This is a genomic window from candidate division KSB1 bacterium, from assembly GCA_034506395.1.
GTDB lineage: Bacteria > Zhuqueibacterota > Zhuqueibacteria > Thermofontimicrobiales > Thermofontimicrobiaceae > Thermofontimicrobium.
This window is the reverse complement of record JAPDPQ010000012.1, coordinates 121,931-140,428: the sequence shown is the minus strand read 5'-3', so window position 1 is coordinate 140,428 and position 18,498 is coordinate 121,931. Positions and strand designations below refer to the sequence as shown.

Annotated in this window: 12 protein-coding genes; 9 read left to right on the top strand and 3 right to left on the bottom strand. The window is 47.6% G+C overall.

Features of this window, described 5'->3' with window-relative positions; all coding sequences use genetic code 11:
* The 3 genes from ONB37_10070 to ONB37_10060 all read left to right on the top strand — a co-directional run.
* Positions 1-939, top strand: a 939-nt coding sequence (locus ONB37_10070; protein ID MDZ7400497.1) for a hypothetical protein, incomplete at its 5' end; no start/stop codon positions are given.
* A 380-nt stretch (positions 940-1,319) separates the two neighbouring features.
* Positions 1,320-4,208, top strand: a complete 2,889-nt coding sequence (locus tag ONB37_10065) for a hypothetical protein (protein ID MDZ7400496.1) — start codon at positions 1,320-1,322, stop codon at positions 4,206-4,208.
* Between the two features lie 245 nt (positions 4,209-4,453).
* Complete coding sequence (locus tag ONB37_10060) at positions 4,454-5,542, top strand: GHMP kinase (protein MDZ7400495.1); 1,089 nt, start codon at positions 4,454-4,456, stop codon at positions 5,540-5,542.
* 100 nt (positions 5,543-5,642) lie between these two features.
* Here the strand turns inward: ONB37_10060 and ONB37_10055 are convergent, their stop codons facing one another.
* A complete protein-coding gene (locus ONB37_10055) occupies positions 5,643-7,928 on the bottom strand; it encodes a fused MFS/spermidine synthase (protein ID MDZ7400494.1) in 2,286 nt (761 codons plus the stop codon).
* Between the two features lie 345 nt (positions 7,929-8,273).
* Between ONB37_10055 and ONB37_10050 the strand changes: the two genes are divergently transcribed.
* From ONB37_10050 to ONB37_10025, 6 genes are all read left to right on the top strand, one after another.
* On the top strand, positions 8,274-8,939 hold the full coding sequence (locus ONB37_10050; protein MDZ7400493.1) for a hypothetical protein: 666 nt from the start codon (positions 8,274-8,276) through the stop codon (positions 8,937-8,939).
* Positions 8,940-8,953: 14 nt separating this feature from the next.
* A complete protein-coding gene (locus tag ONB37_10045; GenBank protein ID MDZ7400492.1) occupies positions 8,954-9,589 on the top strand; it encodes a cyclase family protein in 636 nt (211 codons plus the stop codon).
* A gap of 70 nt (positions 9,590-9,659) precedes the next feature.
* Entirely contained in the window at positions 9,660-10,988 is a 1,329-nt protein-coding gene (locus ONB37_10040; protein MDZ7400491.1) for an aminotransferase class V-fold PLP-dependent enzyme, read from the top strand.
* A 335-nt stretch (positions 10,989-11,323) separates the two neighbouring features.
* Positions 11,324-12,151: a sugar phosphate isomerase/epimerase gene (locus ONB37_10035; GenBank protein MDZ7400490.1), complete on the top strand. Its 828-nt coding sequence runs from the start codon at positions 11,324-11,326 to the stop codon at positions 12,149-12,151.
* A gap of 182 nt (positions 12,152-12,333) precedes the next feature.
* Complete coding sequence (locus ONB37_10030; GenBank protein MDZ7400489.1) at positions 12,334-12,972, top strand: corrinoid protein; 639 nt, start codon at positions 12,334-12,336, stop codon at positions 12,970-12,972.
* Positions 12,973-13,094: 122 nt separating this feature from the next.
* Positions 13,095-14,324: a DegT/DnrJ/EryC1/StrS family aminotransferase gene (locus ONB37_10025; GenBank protein MDZ7400488.1), complete on the top strand. Its 1,230-nt coding sequence runs from the start codon at positions 13,095-13,097 to the stop codon at positions 14,322-14,324.
* Positions 14,325-14,435: 111 nt separating this feature from the next.
* Here the strand turns inward: ONB37_10025 and ONB37_10020 are convergent, their stop codons facing one another.
* Positions 14,436-15,221 (bottom strand): hypothetical protein, encoded by a 786-nt coding sequence (locus ONB37_10020; protein MDZ7400487.1) that lies wholly within the window; start codon positions 15,219-15,221, stop codon positions 14,436-14,438.
* Between the two features lie 252 nt (positions 15,222-15,473).
* The gene (locus ONB37_10015) at positions 15,474-18,491 is read right to left on the bottom strand and encodes a glycosyl hydrolase-related protein (GenBank protein ID MDZ7400486.1); all 3,018 of its coding nucleotides are present in this window, start codon (positions 18,489-18,491) and stop codon (positions 15,474-15,476) included.
* Positions 18,492-18,498: the final 7 nt, after the last annotated feature.

The window sequence follows — 18,498 nt, the reverse complement described above, 5'->3', positions numbered from 1 at the left end:
GTCGTCAGCGCGGCTTTGTGTAGCTATGTGTTCAAGATAGATCGGGTCTACTTTGCTGGTCCCGGAAATATCGCTCGGACAGAGCTGTCAATCACGGAAAATGATATTGTCTGTGATCTCCCTTATCCTTTACAATGCGGACTTTGGTTCGATCATCACGAGGGCAATTTGCAGGAGTTGAGCTATCGCAACATCGATATTGATTCGATTAACGGTAAATTTGATCTGCAGCCGTCATGCGCGCGGGTGATTTATAATTATTTCAGTAGCGACGTTCCTTTGCCCGAATACTTTTCTGAGCTCGTGGATGCTACGGATCAAATTGATTCGTTCAATTATCAATCAATCGAAGACTGGCGTCGCGAAACCCCGGCCAAGATCATTGATGCAACAATCCGGCTCCGTTCGGGCGATCCAAGCGAGAAACGAAACTACTTGAAGCAATTGGTGCGCTGGCTTCGGGACAAACCCGTGGCAGAGGTCGCTCTCGAAGAGGAGGTGACAATGCGCTACCAGCAGTATCGCTCTGAGGAGAATGAGATGCTCAAAACCATCAAGCAAAATAGCTATTTTCTTCCTCAAGATGTCAATCGGGAGATAATCATTCTGGATTTCACGAATTTCAATCGCCCCAGCACTGTGGTGAAAAATTTAGCCTATTTATTATATCCAATGGCCTCTGCTGTGCTTGAAATTAAAAATCTGTTCAATCGGGGCATCAAATCCAATGATCTGAGTTTATCGTTCTCTTTGAGTCTCAATTTAAATCATGAAAATCACCCAAAGGAGTTGGGCGAGATCATGAGACAATTGAATATCGGGGATGGACATAAGGGCGCTGCGGCTGGAAAAATCTTATGCGCCTCAAAAAACGAAATGTTGCGGCAAAAACAATTGATTTTAGATCGGATTTTCTCGCTGTGGCAGGCTCAGCGATAGAACTGGACATGAACCATCTCCAAAGGCTTATCCTTGTAGGATGTGACAATTTTGGCGGCCCCTGAAATTTCTGCCAGATAGCTTTCGCCATGCTTCTATAAGCGAACTAAAACAGAGCTCATTTCAAATTCCTGTATCGGTAAAACGAATTAGATTTCTTTAAGATGAACATGGAATTTTCTTATTATTATCAATGCTTAAGTTTCTGAATTTGGTCTGCTGCAATCATGAGTAAATGGATACCTAAATTTGCGGGGATAAAATAGAAATATTTGAGTGTTGGAGAGCTTTATAAAAGATACATTCAAAATAGGTTTTGGCGTCAACGCTCCCCGTCTGAGTTCTTACTTGCGACTTAAAAACATCAGGCTGGATTCGCTATGATTGATATCAAAAAATTGGCGGCATTGGCATTGGTTTCATATTTATTGGTCTATTCAATTGAGTGCTACGCCCAAGTATCGATCTCCCAGAATCATCCCGAGTTGATATGGATGAGTTTTGAGACTGAGCATTTCAGAATCATTTACCACCAGGGTATCGAAACACTGGCGAATGAAGTCGCGATGCTCGCAGAACAGGTCTATTATCCAATCACTCAGGATCTTGGCACCGAGCCCCCAAGCAGAACCGCAATTATTGTGACAGATTATCTCGACTATTCAAACGGTCTTGCGACGCCGCTCGGCCATTATATTATCATCTGGTGTCAGAGCGAGACCAAATATATGACAGGGGATATGAAATGGCTGCGGGCGGTGGTTGCCCATGAGTTTGCCCATATCGTCAATTTTTGGGCATTTCGCGGTTTCCCAGGCTTTTGGCGTGAGCTGCTGGCATTGGGTTTTGTCCCAACTTGGGTTCTTGAGGGGATCGCTGAATATGAGGCAGAACGATGGTGCGATCACCGCGATATGCTGTTGCGGGTGGTTGCATACCATCATCAGTTGCTTCCCTATAAAAAGTTGACAGGTTATATCGGCAGTGACCTCATCGCTGCTCGGTTGGTCTATGAGCAAGGACACTCGCTGATTCGATATATTGCATATAAATTTGGTCCGGACAAAATCCGTGAGCTGATCCGAAATTTTCGAAAGCGACCTTATAGTTTCAATCTTGCGCTAAAGAAGACAATCGGCATCTCGGAGCGTCAGTTGTTCTCGGAATGGAAGGCGGAAATTGATGCCCATTATCATAAAAGATATCGCCAGCATGTGCTCTCGACCGAAATTGGCCATGTCTTGGCAACGCCGTTTCAGGGCAATTACGGCGCTCGGTGGTCGCCAGATGGAAATAAAATCGCTATCGTTGGAATTGAAAAATATAATACCGGGGTTCAAGAGCTTTTTCTTCTGGACACGCGAAACTCTAAAATTACTAAAATCGCGGGTCCATTTGTCAACAGCTTTTTTAGCTGGTCGCCTGACGGAAAAACGATCGTTTATTCCCAACAACACAGAGTCTCCACTGGTGCAGTGATCAACGATCTATTCTTAGTTGATGTCAATTCATTTCGCATTAAGCGTCTGACCACCCATGAACGCGCTACGGATCCGTACTGGTGCCCTGACGGCAAACATATTGTATATGCGATTCATCAAGGGACGCGGTCTAATTTGGCTGTGCTGAATATTGAGACTGGTCAACGTCGGATCCTTACAGATTTTCCAGAATGGACCGAGGTGTTCACTCCATGCTGGTCCCCCCAAGGCGAAGAGATCGCTTTTTCCATTTGGGATCATCAGGGGAATCGCGATATCGCATGTATTCGGCCAGATGGAACGGGTTTGGTTTGGCTCACCAAGGACCCGATAGATGATCGATATCCAGCGTGGTGTCCTGACGGTCAGAGATTGGCGTTTATCTCCTATCGCAACGGCATTCCAAATCTGTACATCATGAACTTGGCTGATCGGAATTTTGTGCAAATCACCGACTCACCCGGAGGGATTTTCAATCCCTCCTGGCTGCCGAAAGGCGATCGTTTGGCCGTCGTCACTTTTGAACAACGCAATATGACCCAAATCGTCACGCTCCCGGCTTCAGCAACCAATCCAATCAATCCTTCATTTTCTGGAACTGAGTGGCTGCCATTTCATCGGTTCTCTTATATGAATACGGCCAGCGCTGCTTCGATCCCTTTTCTATTGCCCACGGAGGGGAAGCACAAACCATACTGCTCATTCAAGCAAGTACGACCTCAGCTTTTGCTCCCTTATGCGGATCAAAGCGAAGCGGGCTGGCAGCCTGGTCTCGCGCTATTGGCCGCCGATCCTCTGGAACGTCACACCTTTTTGGGCGCCGTAACCTATCGCCAGCGTCCCCATTTTTGGATCGATTATGTCAATCGCCAGTACGCACCGACGATTGGGATTTCGATCAATAAGACCACGATCGACCATGGGGACTTTTTGACTCTCAAAGATGAGAGGAGAGGTGTGATCGAAGTTTTGCCGCTTTATGAGAACTATTGGTCAGGGACAGCTTCATGGTACTGGAACATTAATTATGGGAGATCGTTGCTATCCGATCATCTGTTATGGTTCAGTGCGACCTGCAGCTATCGAAATATCATCAATAGAGAAGCCTATCGGGCGATCGACACGGCTGGCTGGGTTTATCCGCTGCTCCAGGGCTGGACTAATTACGTGACGCTGGGATATAGCTGGCTGACATATCGACCGGATATAAGCGCGGATATTCACCCGAAATCTGGAAGATTGTATGCGGTCCAGATGCGCTATGCCTCGCGTCGGCTGGGGAGCGCTCTTGAATTTTCGCAGATCGGGCTTGCCGTGATTCGACGCTGGGAACTCCCTTTTGCTGAACATGTCATCGCTCTGCGCGGTGGCGCTAGTTTCTATCAGGGCGATCAACCGGTGCAAGCGCGGCTGTCACTTGGGGCCTCTGCGATCCGCGGAAGCGGCTTAACTTTAGAAGGTGATCGCCAGTTCTATTGCAATTTCGAATATCGTTTCCCGCTAATCAAAGACCTTGGACTGAAAATCTGGATCGCTTACTTTGAACAGCTATGTGCCGCATTATTCATTGACTCTGGTAGCGCTTGGGGTCATCAATTGGCCACTGTGTATCAGCTTCACTATCTGCCGTTTCAACAAGCTCCATGGCTATCCATGACCGGGATGGAGCTACGGCATCGTCTCTATATTTTTGGCAAGATCCCTTTGGTCATAAATGGCGGATATGCGATCTCAGCGAAAGAGCCGCGGCAGGGCAATTTTTTCTTCCGCCTCGGTTCTGCATTTTAAATTGCTTTGACATTTTGTTGAACAAAACGCACTCTGAGTGCCCAGGCATGCCAATATCAATCGTTTCGCTCTATATGTTTCATTCCCCCAAGGCAGCTCTCTTTTTTTCAGCATTTAGCAAAGCTAATAGTACCCCTGCATCTGGAGTAGGGATTTGTTCATATTTAAGATTTTTTTGGAACGGCAAGCGTGTTGAAGTCGCACGATAGCACCCAGAACATTAAAAACTTGAATCAAGAGGAAAAATGAAAAACAATCAGCTCATCGTTTCAGCTCCTGGACGTATTTGCTTATTTGGCGAGCATCTCGACTACTTGGGATTGCAGGTGATCACTGCGGCAATCGATCTTCGGATCAGAATCTCGGGTCAAAAAAGAGATGGCAATGAGATGATCATCAACTTGCCGGATATTGGGGACCGTGAGGTGATCAAATTGGAAAGACCAATCCACTATTTGAAAGAGCGGGATTATTTTCGCAGTAGCATCAATGTGCTTGAGCGCCATTCGGTTCAAATCGATAGAGGTTGCCAATGTACAGTCACTGGAAACATCCCGATCAATTCTGGGACGTCCAGCTCTTCGGCCCTGGTCATTGCTTGGATCAAATTTCTGCTCACCATGGCCGAAGACCAGAGAGAAAATGATGCCGCAGCGATTGCTCGGCTGGCGCATGCGGCGGAAGTATTGGAGTTCCATGAGCCAGGTGGCATGATGGACCATTTTGCCGCCGCGTTTGGCGGCGTTCTCTACATTGATTTTTCTGCCCAGCAATCGCTTCCCAATCGGTTGCCAGCTCAATTAGGGAAGTTTGTGCTCGGCGACTCTTTGCAACCCAAAGATACGAAAGCGATCCTCGCGCGCGTGAAAGGAGGAGCACTGGAGGCAATGAAGATGCTCCAGAATTATGATCCAACATTGAATTTCCTGACCATCACTCTGAATGATCTGGAAAGCAATCGACAACGTTTGACGCCAGACCAGCTCCGCTTGCTTCAGGCAATTATCCGGAACCGCGAGATTACTGAGGAGGCCAAGAGATTATTACAACAGCCCCAAGTCAAAGATGAAAAATTGGGGGCATTGCTGCTTGCCCACCAGGAGCAGCTACGGGATGGCCTGCAGATTTCGACAAAAAAAATTGATAGCATGATTGCTGCGGCCATGGAGGCTGGGGCTCTTGGAGCCAAGATCAACGGGTCTGGCGGGGGAGGCTGCATGTTCGCCTACGCGCCCAATGATACCGAAACGGTTGCCGAGGCGATCGCTCGGGCAGGAGGCAAGCCTTATATAGTTGCTGTAGATGAGGGCGTCCGTGTTGATCAGATTGCGTGATCTATTCTGAATGAGTGCCAATCTGCAATGATCAATTTGATTTGTCGGTGGATCGCCAAAGGATCGTTCCATCGCGACGGCGCATGCAACTCGTCCCTTGCTATGCTTGATTCATTTTCCAAAATCGCATCAGCGCCAGGACAACGCTGAAATTGAGCAGACTAAAGAAAATTGCCGTAAATCCCAATCCGATAATCGGAACCAGCACGATACTGGTGAGCAAAACACCGATAACAGAGCCGAATAGATCCACAGCGTAGAGCGTCCCTCCTACTCGTTCGACCCGTTGACCAGGTTGGCATAAAAGCAGATTGGCTAACGGAAATTGGTAACCAGCGATAAAACCCAGGCCAGAAATCAAAATGAAGAAGACAAGTTGCACCAAAATCGCTGGCAGAGTAATTTGAGCCAGTGCTAAAAATACCATCCATGTGAACAATGGGTATATGACCCCCATCATTTGAAATAAAATAAAATCTCTGATGTGAGATCGTGCTTCGATCACGTTTCTTAATGAAACCCAGCTTCCACTCATCAACCCAATCATGAAACCACTAATGATCAACGCCACTTGATAATATGCATAGCCATAGATCGCTTGGAAGCCCAAGATGATTACGATCTCCAATGATATGGCGACAAAGCCGATCATAAGAATCGCCATCGGAACGATCGACTTGGGGCCACGACGATTTTTTGTCGCAATGTTCCAACCCAAGAGGGTAACGCATCCAGCAGCTATAAACATGGCGAAAATCCAGATTCGTCCCTGCGTCAACATTCTGAGCAAAACAGTCAGATCTATCTTGAAAGTGGTCAACCATAGCATGAGGCTGTAAAAATATCCGATCGGCTGAAAATCGCGATTGATGATCCGCGCTGGATGCTCGACGACTTTTTCAGCAATATATTGCATCCTTGCCGGGGTCATGCGAAAGGGAAAATAATATTCGCGGACATAGAGGGTATGCAATTGGCGCTGATTGAGCCGCTGGACCAGAATTTGAAGATCGCTAGTTAAAATGCCTGAAGCGATGCACCCGATAAAATGGACAGAACTGCCTGGGATGAGAACGATATCTAAAAATGATTTTCTCATTGTTTGGTACAGGCAGCTTAGCAGCACAGTCTGCTCCTCGCTGAGCACATTCTCTGAAGAAGGGATTGAGAAACTCATTATCCCGCGGTCCATCAAATGGTTTTTCGCCAATTCGAAAAATTCTCGGGTATAGAACCGATTAATCATCGCAGTCCTAGGTTCGGGCAAATTAACGATAATGACATCGAATCGCTGGGCCGACTGCTTCAGGAACAAACGACCGTCCCGGTACCAAATATGGAAGCGATCATCCTTTAAAATTTCATTTAGGGGGGGAATATATTGTTTAGCCAATGTCATCGCCGTTGGGTCAAGCAGGACCAAATCGACACGCTCAACGCTTGGATGCTGAATGACCTGCGGCAAGATCCCAGCAGCGTCTCCGCCAATGAGCAGCACGCGCCGCGGCTCAGGATGCTGCAATAGTGCAAAATGCACTGCCTCCTCAGCCGCCATGGGATCGGGGTGGCTGAACATGATGACCCCATTCTCATAAAAACTGATCAAATCGCCCCACTGCGTCACCGCGATGTTGCCGTAAATGGTCGTTTTTGTGCGTAGCAGATTTAGCGGAGCCCAAGCCCGACGATTTAATTCGGCATCGAATTTTGCAGCATAACTGATGAATAAGACTCCTAACAATCCGGTAGCACCGGCAATCCAAGCCCGTAGCTTTCGATAAGTCATCCAGCCCAAAAAGAGAGCTGACAGCAAATATAGCAGCCAAATGAGGAGAATAATCTGAAAGTTTTCCAAAAAACGAAACAAAAAAATGCTGGCAATGAAACCCGCGATCCCAGAACCGATGGCTTCGTAAAGGTAGACCTGTCCAGGGATCGACACATCCGAGATTGTTTTCAATCGGCTGAGGATTTGACAGCCGAGCGGATAGAGAAATCCCATAATGAGGCAGGCTGGAACGAGCGCCAAAAGGGGAACAAAAAGGATCAGGCTCGGTGGGATGGTTTCTCCGAGCGGGATGGAAAAAAAGGCTTTGGCCAGCCGAATAACCACCAGGCTAATTGGCAGCAAAATCATCAGCATGAATTGACATAACATAAACAGCAGCTCAGGCCGCCTGATCCGTTTGGATAACAAGGCCGAGAGTCCGCTGCCAAAAGCAGTACCAACCAACCAGAAGGTCAGAATGATCCCAACGGTCATTTCATTGCCACTGAAAAATACCACCAGTTCCCGCAACAGCACCACTTGTGTGATCATGGTAGCGAATCCCATGGCAATGAAAAGCATTTTCAGATGTTTCGGCTTTAAAGCATCGACTGGCATTGTACCGCTCGCTTCTTTATTGGTTCATGCCCGCTCGAACAATTCCATTTTGTCCGACTCGGGCTGGATTCTCTTATCTCGAGAGAATAATGTCCAGCTCTCGAATCTTTAGGCAAAAGCTCGAGCTATCATAGGTGGATCTCTGGCATTCTCATCCAAATCAAAAATTGATACGATCGGAGACTTGATGCGTAATCCATTTTTGCTTGCGAGAAAAATAGAAAATTCATGAATCAAAATCAAGGGAATCTTGTGATTTTTTGATTGACTTTGATCATAATTTTGCTAAATTAGGCCTTGACCAAACGCCGGACAGATCGAACAAATACAAAGCAAGGATTCAGCATGGCTTCACTTTATAAGAACAATTTGCTTCATATCTTCGTGCTGGTCATTATTCTGGTTTTGCTATTTGCTTTTATGACCAAACTCAAACAAGGGAGTTTTTTCGGTGTTAGCCCCCAAATGCCAGAATTCACAGAGCCCGCAAAAATCATCGACAACACTTTTTATCACAAGCAGCATCGCTTCAGCGTTTCAATTCCGAACCGGCGATGGGAGCTCACTTGGTCAGCAGCGAGGGATTCGCTATTGAAGCACGATCCCGTTCGTCCATTATTTGAAACCACCAATTGGTTAGTGAAGCTATTTCAGCGCCATGGTTCAGATTCTTTGGCTGTCATTCAGATTGGGATCCTTCGACTCGACCAGCAACGCAGTTCGCAACAATTGGCCAAACAGAGCTTGGATGAATTGCGGAGCTATTATGTGCCACCAGACACGATTCGGATCATCAAGGATGTGACCAGTTCTGGGACGAGCCGACAGCAAGCTGCATATTATATGATTGGCCTCCCAGAAAACATCTATGTTCCCTATCCATATTTGATCACGATGATTGTTGTACAGAACCATCTCGCCTATGCCACGAGGTGTCAGGTAAGATCTCAAAGCTATGAGCTATTGAAACCAGAACTTGAAACCATATTGAGAAGTTTCCGCGTCTATTAACGTTCGAGACGAACATGCACGTGGTCGATCTTTCTCATCCCTTTTACGAAGGGATGCCGCAATACCGCGAAAAGTGGTACAGCTCTCCCCGCGTCAGCCAGTTACTGGATCCTGGCTCTGGGAGGCAAATGTTCAAATTGGATCTGACTGCTTATAGCGGGACCCATATTAAGGTGCCTCGTTTCATTCATCCCGATGGCCGCAGCATCGAACATTTGCTGATGAGCGAGCTGCTGCATTATGCGACAATTGTGCATTTGAGTGAAAAGCGGGAAAAAGATCTGATCACCTATGAGGATCTGCAACTGTTTTATATCAAGCCTGGCGATGCCGTTATTATCCATACTGGCTGGTCAGCCTTCTGGGAATCTGGGCAATACTATATCGATTTCCCTCTGATCACGTCAGATGCAGCCGCTTACCTCATCGAAGATCGGAACGTGCCAATATTGGGCGCGGATACACCATTTTCGGCTGAGGTGCAAGAGCTGGTTCTTGGGCGCGACCGGGTGCTGATCGAAAACCTCACCAATCTCGATGCGATTAATCTCAACCGTTTTTTCCTTATTGCGCTGCCATTGAACATCTACTCGGCAGATGCCGCGCCAGCTCGGGTCATTGCGGTGGAAAATGGCAATTTTATCGTTTGATTCGAAATACTGCAATTCAAATTCATCGGTTGAATATGCATTTTGAAATTGAATGCAACGGGAGAACTGTGTGACTGAGATACTTGCCAAGCAAAAACGACGAGATTTTCTCAAGCGATTTTCAGCAGGGATCATTGCTGGTTCGGCGTTCTTGCCAATTATTGATCGAAAACCATCGGTTGCTTCCATTAGGGAGTTCAAAGAGCAACTGGCACAGCATGCAGGACAAGGGGCGATCGATGATGAAAAATTCTGGAATCTGATCCGTTTGCAGTTTCCATTAAATTCGGATTTAATCTACATGAATACAGGGGGGCTGGGCCCTTCCCCCTATGCAGTGATGAACACATTTGAACGACAAATGTTCGACCTTGAACAGATTTCGGAAACGGGCCATGATTTTGTCGAGTCGGTCCGGCAGAAAGCCGCTCTTTTTTTTCACTGCGATCCTGATGAAATTGCTTTCACTCGAAACGCCACAGAGGGGATGAACCTCATTGCCCGCGGCTTACCATTGCGCCGAAATGATGAAGTGGTAATGACCACTCATGAGCATCCTGGCGGCGCAATTCCCTGGTTGGCGCTGGCAAATGACATCGGAATAAAAATAAAACTATTCGAGCCTGGCCAGAGCGACGCTGAAAACCTGGAACGGATCGAGGCGCAGCTCACCGCAAAAACCAAAGTAGTGATGATTAGTCATGTCACTTGCACCACTGGCCAGATCCTTCCCGCCCGAGCAATCGCCGATCTCTGCCACCGAAATAACATTTGGCTGGTACTGGACGGCGCCCAGGTCCCGGGGATGTTGCCGGTTGATCTGCACGCATTAGAATGCGATTTTTACACCAGTTCCGGGCATAAATGGTTATGCGGTCCGAAAGGGACAGGTTTCCTCTTCGTCCGAAAAAATCTGCTCGATACTTGGCGCATCAATCATGTCGGAGCGCACTCGGACAAGCGATATGTACTTGATGAACTCAGCTTTGTGCCGCAACGCGTTGCAAAGGGTACCGAGTATGGCACACGCAACACACCGCTGATCATTGCGCTTGGAGCTGCGATAGATTTTTTCGATACCATTGGGATGGAGCGGGTGGCAGCCCGCGATCGCTCGCTCGCGGCTTATCTGAAGCATCAGCTCGCTCGGCTCAAAAACGTCGAATTGTTAACGCCTCCCGATCCCCAGCTTTCAGGCGGAATGGTCACATTTCGCATCTCGGGCAAGCTACCAAAACACAGCGATTATATCACTGAGATTAAACAGCGGTTCAATATCCGACTTCGCCCCGTCGGGGAACATGGACTGAATGCCATTCGGGCGTCACTGCATATCTTTAATACTTTGGAACAGGTCGATCAGCTTGTTAACGCTGTCAAAGACTTGGCATCGAGCTAATAATCGTTGGCCAGGTTCAAAATGCTCACTTGATCAAGCTCTTTTCTGATAAGGCATATTTTTCTCATCAAATATGAGATATTGCTTAATACGAAGTTATCGGCTGATAAGACTATCCGTTGGCCCATGCGTCAGTCAATCACGGGCCATCATCAAGCACCTAATCCATATAACTGGAACAATGAATTCACCAATGAGTTGAAGTAAGTTAATATTAATTCCACCATCGCTGCACCTGGTCCGGCTTTCATCTTCGTGGATGTGACTCAGTGACCAATGATTCAACAAAAACGACACATGACGGCTTAACCGGTCAACATGAGGGTGATTCGAGAATGCGATTAGCGATCGTCTCAGATGAAATTTCCAAAGACTTCAGGAAGGCAGTGGAATATGGGATCAATTGGGGGATCACGGATTATGAGATCAGGAATCTGACGACGGGTCGAGTGCCCTATGTGGCAAACGATGAGATCAATTTAGTAAAAGAGATAGTAAAGGAGCATGAGATCAGTATTTCTGCGATTTCACCAGGGTTGTTTAAGATTGCGCTCAATGAAGAGGAGCTGCTGAAGCTTCAAATTGAAGAAAGCATTTACGACAGTTTTCGATTGGCGGATCGAATTGGCACTCGGAATGTGATCATTTTCGGCTTCAAGCGATATGATCGAGAACCACCAAGCAACTACATCCAGGTAATCCACATTTTAAAGCGAATGGCTTCGCTGGCCGAACGGTACGGTTTCAATTTATTGCTTGAAAATGAACCTGGGTTTTGGGCTGATACCGGTGTCAATACCGCCAAAATTTTGGATGATGTCGACTCCAAGAATTTAAAGGCAAATTGGGACCCGGCAAATGCAGCAGCCGCTGGCGAAATCCCATACCCATACGGCTTTCTGGCGATCAGAAACCACATCCGCTCCATCCATGTCAAAGATTATCGACGCACCGCGAGCGATGATCATGAATTTGTCGTTGTCGGAGAAGGGGTTGTTGATTGGCCAGGACAATTTCGTGCCCTAATGCACGGACCTTATGTCGAGTACATTACCATAGAAACCCATTGTAAGCCGCTGCTCAACAACTCGCACCGCAATGTGGTGAAGGTCATCGATCTCCTGGCCGATTATGAATTGGATGAAGATTTCATTATTAGATAAAGGGGTTTTTCAGAGATCATATCGATGGATCTGTCATTTCTGCGAAAATCGGAATATCTTTGGTCGAGAGAGTATGAAGAACAAAGAAATGCCTGAAGAGAGAGCGGCAGATAAATCAATGGGATCATTTTGATAGGATTGTATTTTTAGGTGCTCTCATAAATAACAAACTGGAGGAGAACATGGAACTGCTACAACAGATTGCCAACTCGGTGATCACAGGAAAAGCAAACGAAACAGAAACTTTAGTGAAACAAGCGCTCGATGCGAATATCCCGGTTCGAGACATCCTCAACCAGGGTTTAATTGCTGCGATGGATGTTGTTGGTACGAAGTTTAAGAACAATGAATTTTATGTCCCTGAGGTCCTTATTGCAGCGCGCGCCATGAAGGCTGGCATGAAGCTTTTGAAGCCGCGATTTGCGGAGTCGGGCGTGGCTTCAATTGCCAAATTGGCGCTGGGCACGGTAAAAGGCGACCTCCATGACATCGGCAAGAATCTGGTGGCAATGATGCTGGAAGGCGCCGGCTTCGAAATTATTGACCTCGGTGTAGATGTCGCTCCAGAAAAATTTGTTCAGGCCGTTCGCCAATCGCAGGCACAGGTCGTCGGGATGAGCGCCTTGCTCACCACGACAATGCTCAACATGAAAGCCACTTTGCAGGCATTGAAAGATGAAGGGCTACGCGACTCTGTGAAGGTTATCATCGGTGGTGCTCCAGTTACGCAAAGCTACGCGGATGAAATTGGTGCCGACGGCTACGCCCCAGATGCTGCCACTGCGGTGACCGTGGTGAAGCAGTTGCTGAAGCTTCACTGATCGTCTTACGGTGAAAACGGGCTCAGTTATTTTTTGATCGGGTCATGATGCAACACTTGAAAGATAAATGTTAGATCTCTTGGTCTGAATGATTCATTGATAGATTTTGAGGAGAAATGTAAATGGCGAAACTTGCGATAACCGGTGGGACTCCGGTGAAAAAGAAACCGTTTCCAAAATGGCCAGTTTGGGGTGATGCCGAACTGGCCAATTTAAAACAGGTATTGGAAAGCGGCAAATGGGGTTCCATGCAGGGAAATATGGTGAAGACCTTTGCGGAAAAGTTTGCCGCCTATCATCAAGCGACATTTGGTATCTGTGTGAATAGTGGCACGACAGCGTTATCTATCGCGTTGAAGTCGCTGGGAATCGGATGCGGGGATGAGGTGATTTTGCCCGCCTATACTTTCGTCGCTACCGCGACAGCGATCCTTGATGTTGGTGCTATCCCAATTTTTGTCGATATCGATCTAAATACGTTCAATATCGATGTTCGGAAAATAGAAGAAGCGATTACTGAGCGAACTGCTGCGATCATGCCTGTGCACTTTGGCGGCCGACCAGCCGAAATGGACGATCTGATGGCGATTGCTCAGCGCCATAATCTGAAAGTGATTGAGGATGCAGCGCAGGCGTGGGGATCTGCCTGGAACCATCATCCAGTCGGTGCTATTGGCGATGCAGGCGCATTCAGTTTTCAATCCTCTAAAAACATCACTTCAGCTGAGGGCGGTATTATCCTGACGAATGATGCCGAAACCGCCCAATTCTGCCGCTCTTTTGCTAATTGCGGCCGCGTGGATGGCGGAGTTTGGTACGAGCACTATTATCTGGGCGGCAATTTTCGGATGACTGAATTTCAGGCAGCGGTGTTGTTGGCTCAATTCGAACGCTATCCCCAGATGCAGGAACTTCGTGAGAAAAACGCCCGATATTTAAATCGCCATTTGGCTCAAATTGAGGGAATTGAGGTGCTCGCTGATGATCCCAGAATCACCCGCAACTCGATCCATCTTTATATTTGGCGTTACAAAAAGGAACATTTTAATAATATCCCAAAAACGAAATTCATTGAAGCGCTGCAAAAAGAGGGGTTGATCGTCAGCGCTGGTTACTCGATTCCGCTATATCGTCAGCCGCTGTTCAAAAATCAGGCCTTCGGCTCTCGCGGCAAAAAGATCGATCTTGGCGTAAATTATAACGATTACTTCCTGCCTAACACGGAGCGTGCCTGTTACGAAGAGGCGATCTGGTTTCCTCAATTTGTCCTTTTGGGGGACGATCAGGATATGAACGACATTGTGACAGCAGTCACTAAGGTGAAAGAGAATATCCACGAGATCAGCGCATAAAACATAGCGGCTCTTATGGTCATCGCATAGCGATACAGTGACCATAAGAGCTCGTGATCCTTCCATCTCTATCATGATTTCATATGGCCGGCAGGTATTACCCGGCCTTTTTTATTGATCAATATGGGTGGGCGTAGTGTAATCTATTGCCCGTTCCTCGCTCTCAACGCGGATGCTGAATTCATCAGGAAACAATTGCTGGAGTCGATCCTCCGCCTGGATAATCCAATCAGCCAAACTATTCCCTCCGATCCCGAGCGCTTCCAGAGCTGCTCGGGTCCGCATGCCAATTTGGCCATCGATATTTCCCAGCTCAGCGCCCAGGCGAATTAGACAGCTTTGCAAATAAGCAGCATCCTGTTGCCCTGCAAAATCGTCCACTGACACGCCGATTGCTAAGATGCATGAGATGGCCATTGCGCGGTAGGGAGAAAAATTATTCGCCTTCCCGTTTTTATAATAATCGTAGACCAACAAATGGCTTCCTCTTCTCTCGAAATGCCAAGCCTCCTCCATGCTTGGCTTGGGCTGGCTGATGATCGGAACAACGCCCCAACTGGCTGCGATCTCCCAAAATTTCTTGAGCGGAATTCGGATATCCTCCAATGACAGGTCAAATGCACGACCTGCCTCGTGCAAACTTCCCCCTGGCGGCGGGCTATACGCAGGCTTTTTCCCTGTGACATAGTCGAGATGTGCTTGCAGCTGCATCTCGTAGGTGCGAAACAGATCTGAGAGCACCAATTCTCCTCCCAATTGCTTGAGATCACGAGCAATCCCACGCAAAGCGGTGTACATATCTGGTGTGCACTGGCATAGCGGCTCTGGTAGCAAAATCCGCTGCCCCTGGCGAGTGTAAATCGAGATGATGTCAATGGATTGCAACGGGGTTCTCATTATTGGTTCCTCCTCATGTTGAATAGTGTAATCCTCTGCCAGATATATGATCTTTTACTGATTTCTTTGCCCGAAAAATCGTGGATTTGCAGGGGGACAAATGCATGTTCTTTGCTTGCTTCCTTTCTATGAATCTTCTACTTGCCGATTTTTCATTGCGTCAGCCTACCTCTCCCCGAGCCAAAGGCGCTAAATTCGAATCGATACCGTTTTTCTACACGTGAACACTGGTGATATGCTTCGGGTGACAAATTAACCGAGTTCCAATCGAATAGTCTTTATCTCGAGTGGCCGAAAACTGACCTCAAAGCCACTGTTCTGGCTTGGTATTAAAGCCAAATTTCGTTCTAACAGATCCGTTAAATGGGCAGATCGAACGGGGAAAGCAAAGTGTAGTATCGCAGAATTGGCCATGCCATAGGCTTCATAGAGCCTCAAGATGATACCTGCCCCATCCTCTGCTGGCTTGATCGTTTCGACAATCACATTGGGGATGTCCACAGTAATGAACGAGAGCTCGGGAAGAAACGCTTTGGACGGCGTCTGGGGATGAATAGCTAACCACTCCAAGGGAGCGTTGAGTTCATACCCAGCCTTAATCACCCCGCCGATCAAATGATCCCCAGGATGAGGAAACAGCGAATAGGTGAAGCGATGCTTGCCCTGGTCCGCCTCTGGATCTGGGTAAGTCGGACTTCTGAGCAAATTGATATCCAGCACATTGTCACAAACATGATGACCATATTTGCAATCATTCAGCAATGCCACGCCATAATCTGGTTGTGACAGATCAATCCACTTATGGGCGCAGATCTCAAATTTTGCGGCCTCCCAGGAGGTATTTCGATGGGTGGGACGCGCGAGATGCCCGAATTGTATTTCACTCACTGATTGGCGAGCCAGAACGTTAAGGGGAAAAGATGTGCGCAACATGCGATGTTGTTCATACCAATCCACTTCGGTCTCAAAATCCACGCGTCGACTATTAGCGGTTAGCTTTATGGTCTGAATGAGGGTAGAATTGCCGAAACGCCTCACCTGTCGAAGGATGGCCTGCGGACCATCGATCCAGGCTTCGCTTGATTGAAGCAAAAATCGTCCAGCAATTCGATAGCGATAATCGACCGAAAAATCCCAAGCATCCCCATCATCTTCGTAAATCGTCAATTCATTACCGAGCGCACCTGGTTGAAGCACCGAGCGCCGAAGCTGCTTATCGTAAATCGAAATAAGATTCCCCTCTTCGTCCCAATTTGCCTGAAGAAATTCGTTCTCCAGACGCAGAGGCGTGGCAATCACCTCAGGAAATTCAACTTTTGCATCTGCAGCGTCGATCACTTTGTATCCCATAGACGGAATTTTGGGACAATACCAGCGATCACCTATTTTAATCCACTCGCTTCGCTCCCAACTGAGTGGATTGATGAGCAAAATTGGCTGTTTCGCACCCGTTCCTCCAATCCTGCCGATCAGCTCATTTAAAAATTGATTGTGAAGTTCTTTAACTTGATCCGTCAAAATTTCATATCTTTTCAAACATTCATCATAGACTCGAGTGATCGATGAACCCGGTAATATATCGTGGAATTGGTAGAGCAGCAACTCTTTCCAGATCGATTCAATCTTTTGGCTGGGATAATCCGCCCCAGCCATAACTTTCGCCAGCACCCCCAAAAATTCTAGGGAGCGCAATGACAGCTCGAGTTGTCGATTGTACCGTTTATTGCGCGCCTGGGTGGTGTAAGTGCCCTGATGCATCCCCAGATAAAGTTCGCCTACCCAGCGCTCCAATTTTTCATGATCCAACTCAAGTCGCTGGAAAAACGATGCCACTTTTTCCTGGATAACTGGAGCGATCCCCTCGAGGTTCTTCATCCTGGCCAATCGTTCCAGATGTTCAACACCAGGCCCGCCGCCACCGTCACCGATGCCGTAGATCATGAGACAGTTTTCTGATACCGCCTTATCCAGATAGCTGGCTTCAGCAGCTTTCACTGCCTGGGGACTGGCCGAGCTATTATATGTCCCTTCGGGGGGCATGTGCACGAGCACTTCCGAACCATCGATGCCCTGCCAGATGAACGAATGATGGGGATAGGTATTGAACCGGTCCCAAGATAGTTTAATAGTCACAAAATAGCGAACGCCGCATTGATGCATAATCTGAGGCAATGCGGCGGTATAGCCAAACGAATCGGGTAGGAATAGAACTGGAATATCCTGAGCAAATTCCTCCCGAAAGAATTGGTATCCGTAGAGAAATTGTCGAATCAGAGATTCGCCGCCAATTAGGTTGGTATCGGGCTCAACCCAGGTAACGCCTGGGAGATCCCAGCGACCTTCTTTCACCCGTTGCTGCAATCGTTGATACAGGCTGGGATACCTTTCTTTCATCCACTGATAAAGCTGTGCCTGGCTGGCACCGAACTTGAAATCGGGGTACTTTTCCATCAACATTAACACGTTCGAAAAGGTCCGTGCGCCTTTGCGAATCGTCTCACGAATCGGCCAGAGCCAGGCCAGATCCAAATGGGCATGGCCGATGGCACTTACCAGAAGCGAAGCATCTCCATTTCGCTTGCTCAGCTCTGGTGCTAACTCTGCCCGAGCGCGCTTTGCTTCGTCATCTGTAAAGTGATTCAAATGGGTGGCGGATCGATATAATGCATATAAAATCCGCTGATGTCGTGCCGAATCCTCTGGCAGTTGATGAAGAAGATTGTGGAGCACCTCATAATCGTAATAAAGCATTCGCAATTCCTCATGGCAGATGGCAATGTGGGCTTTTCGAATACGACCCTCGTTTTGCAGCGATCCAAACAAGTCATTATTGCCCACATCAGCCCAGAGAAGCACTGTTTCACCGCCTCGAGCGCAATCGGAAAACGGTACAATTGTTTTGCCAGGCAGACCCAAAGTCCGATCAAAAATTGAGCTAATCGGGGTCAAGCACTGCTGCGGATTTCCTTCGGCATCTACTACTAATGCCTCGCCGTTCAAGTCGATTTGTAATACCACCCGCTGTCCCGCGGCGCTCTCGGGGACGATCCCTTCAAAACAGAACCAGGCACAGTCGAATAACTCGCCCCAGCGATCCCCAATGGCCAGATTGAGCTTCTCTCCTGAAGTACGCTGTTCGAATGGCACTGGCTCTTTGGTGCGCCAAGCAGTAATTTTCAACTCAGAGATCGGTTGATAAATGGCTTGTTCAATGCGTTGCTGGACAATATTCAGTTGGGTCTTAGTGAACCGATTCGATAAAAATTTCATTCCCTAC

Excerpts from the sequence above, each read along its gene's own strand:
- ONB37_10030 (MDZ7400489.1), top strand. The coding sequence starts at position 12,334 with ATGGAACTGCTACAACAGATTGCCAACTCGGTGATCACAGGAAAAGCA.
- ONB37_10045 (MDZ7400492.1), top strand. The coding sequence starts at position 8,954 with ATGCACGTGGTCGATCTTTCTCATCCCTTTTACGAAGGGATGCCGCAA.
- ONB37_10020 (MDZ7400487.1), bottom strand. The coding sequence starts at position 15,221 with ATGAGAACCCCGTTGCAATCCATTGACATCATCTCGATTTACACTCGC.
- ONB37_10055 (MDZ7400494.1), bottom strand. The coding sequence starts at position 7,928 with ATGCCAGTCGATGCTTTAAAGCCGAAACATCTGAAAATGCTTTTCATT.
- ONB37_10050 (MDZ7400493.1), top strand. The coding sequence starts at position 8,274 with ATGGCTTCACTTTATAAGAACAATTTGCTTCATATCTTCGTGCTGGTC.
- ONB37_10060 (MDZ7400495.1), top strand. The coding sequence starts at position 4,454 with ATGAAAAACAATCAGCTCATCGTTTCAGCTCCTGGACGTATTTGCTTA.
- ONB37_10015 (MDZ7400486.1), bottom strand. The coding sequence starts at position 18,491 with ATGAAATTTTTATCGAATCGGTTCACTAAGACCCAACTGAATATTGTC.
- ONB37_10065 (MDZ7400496.1), top strand. The coding sequence starts at position 1,320 with ATGATTGATATCAAAAAATTGGCGGCATTGGCATTGGTTTCATATTTA.
- ONB37_10035 (MDZ7400490.1), top strand. The coding sequence starts at position 11,324 with ATGCGATTAGCGATCGTCTCAGATGAAATTTCCAAAGACTTCAGGAAG.
- ONB37_10025 (MDZ7400488.1), top strand. The coding sequence starts at position 13,095 with ATGGCGAAACTTGCGATAACCGGTGGGACTCCGGTGAAAAAGAAACCG.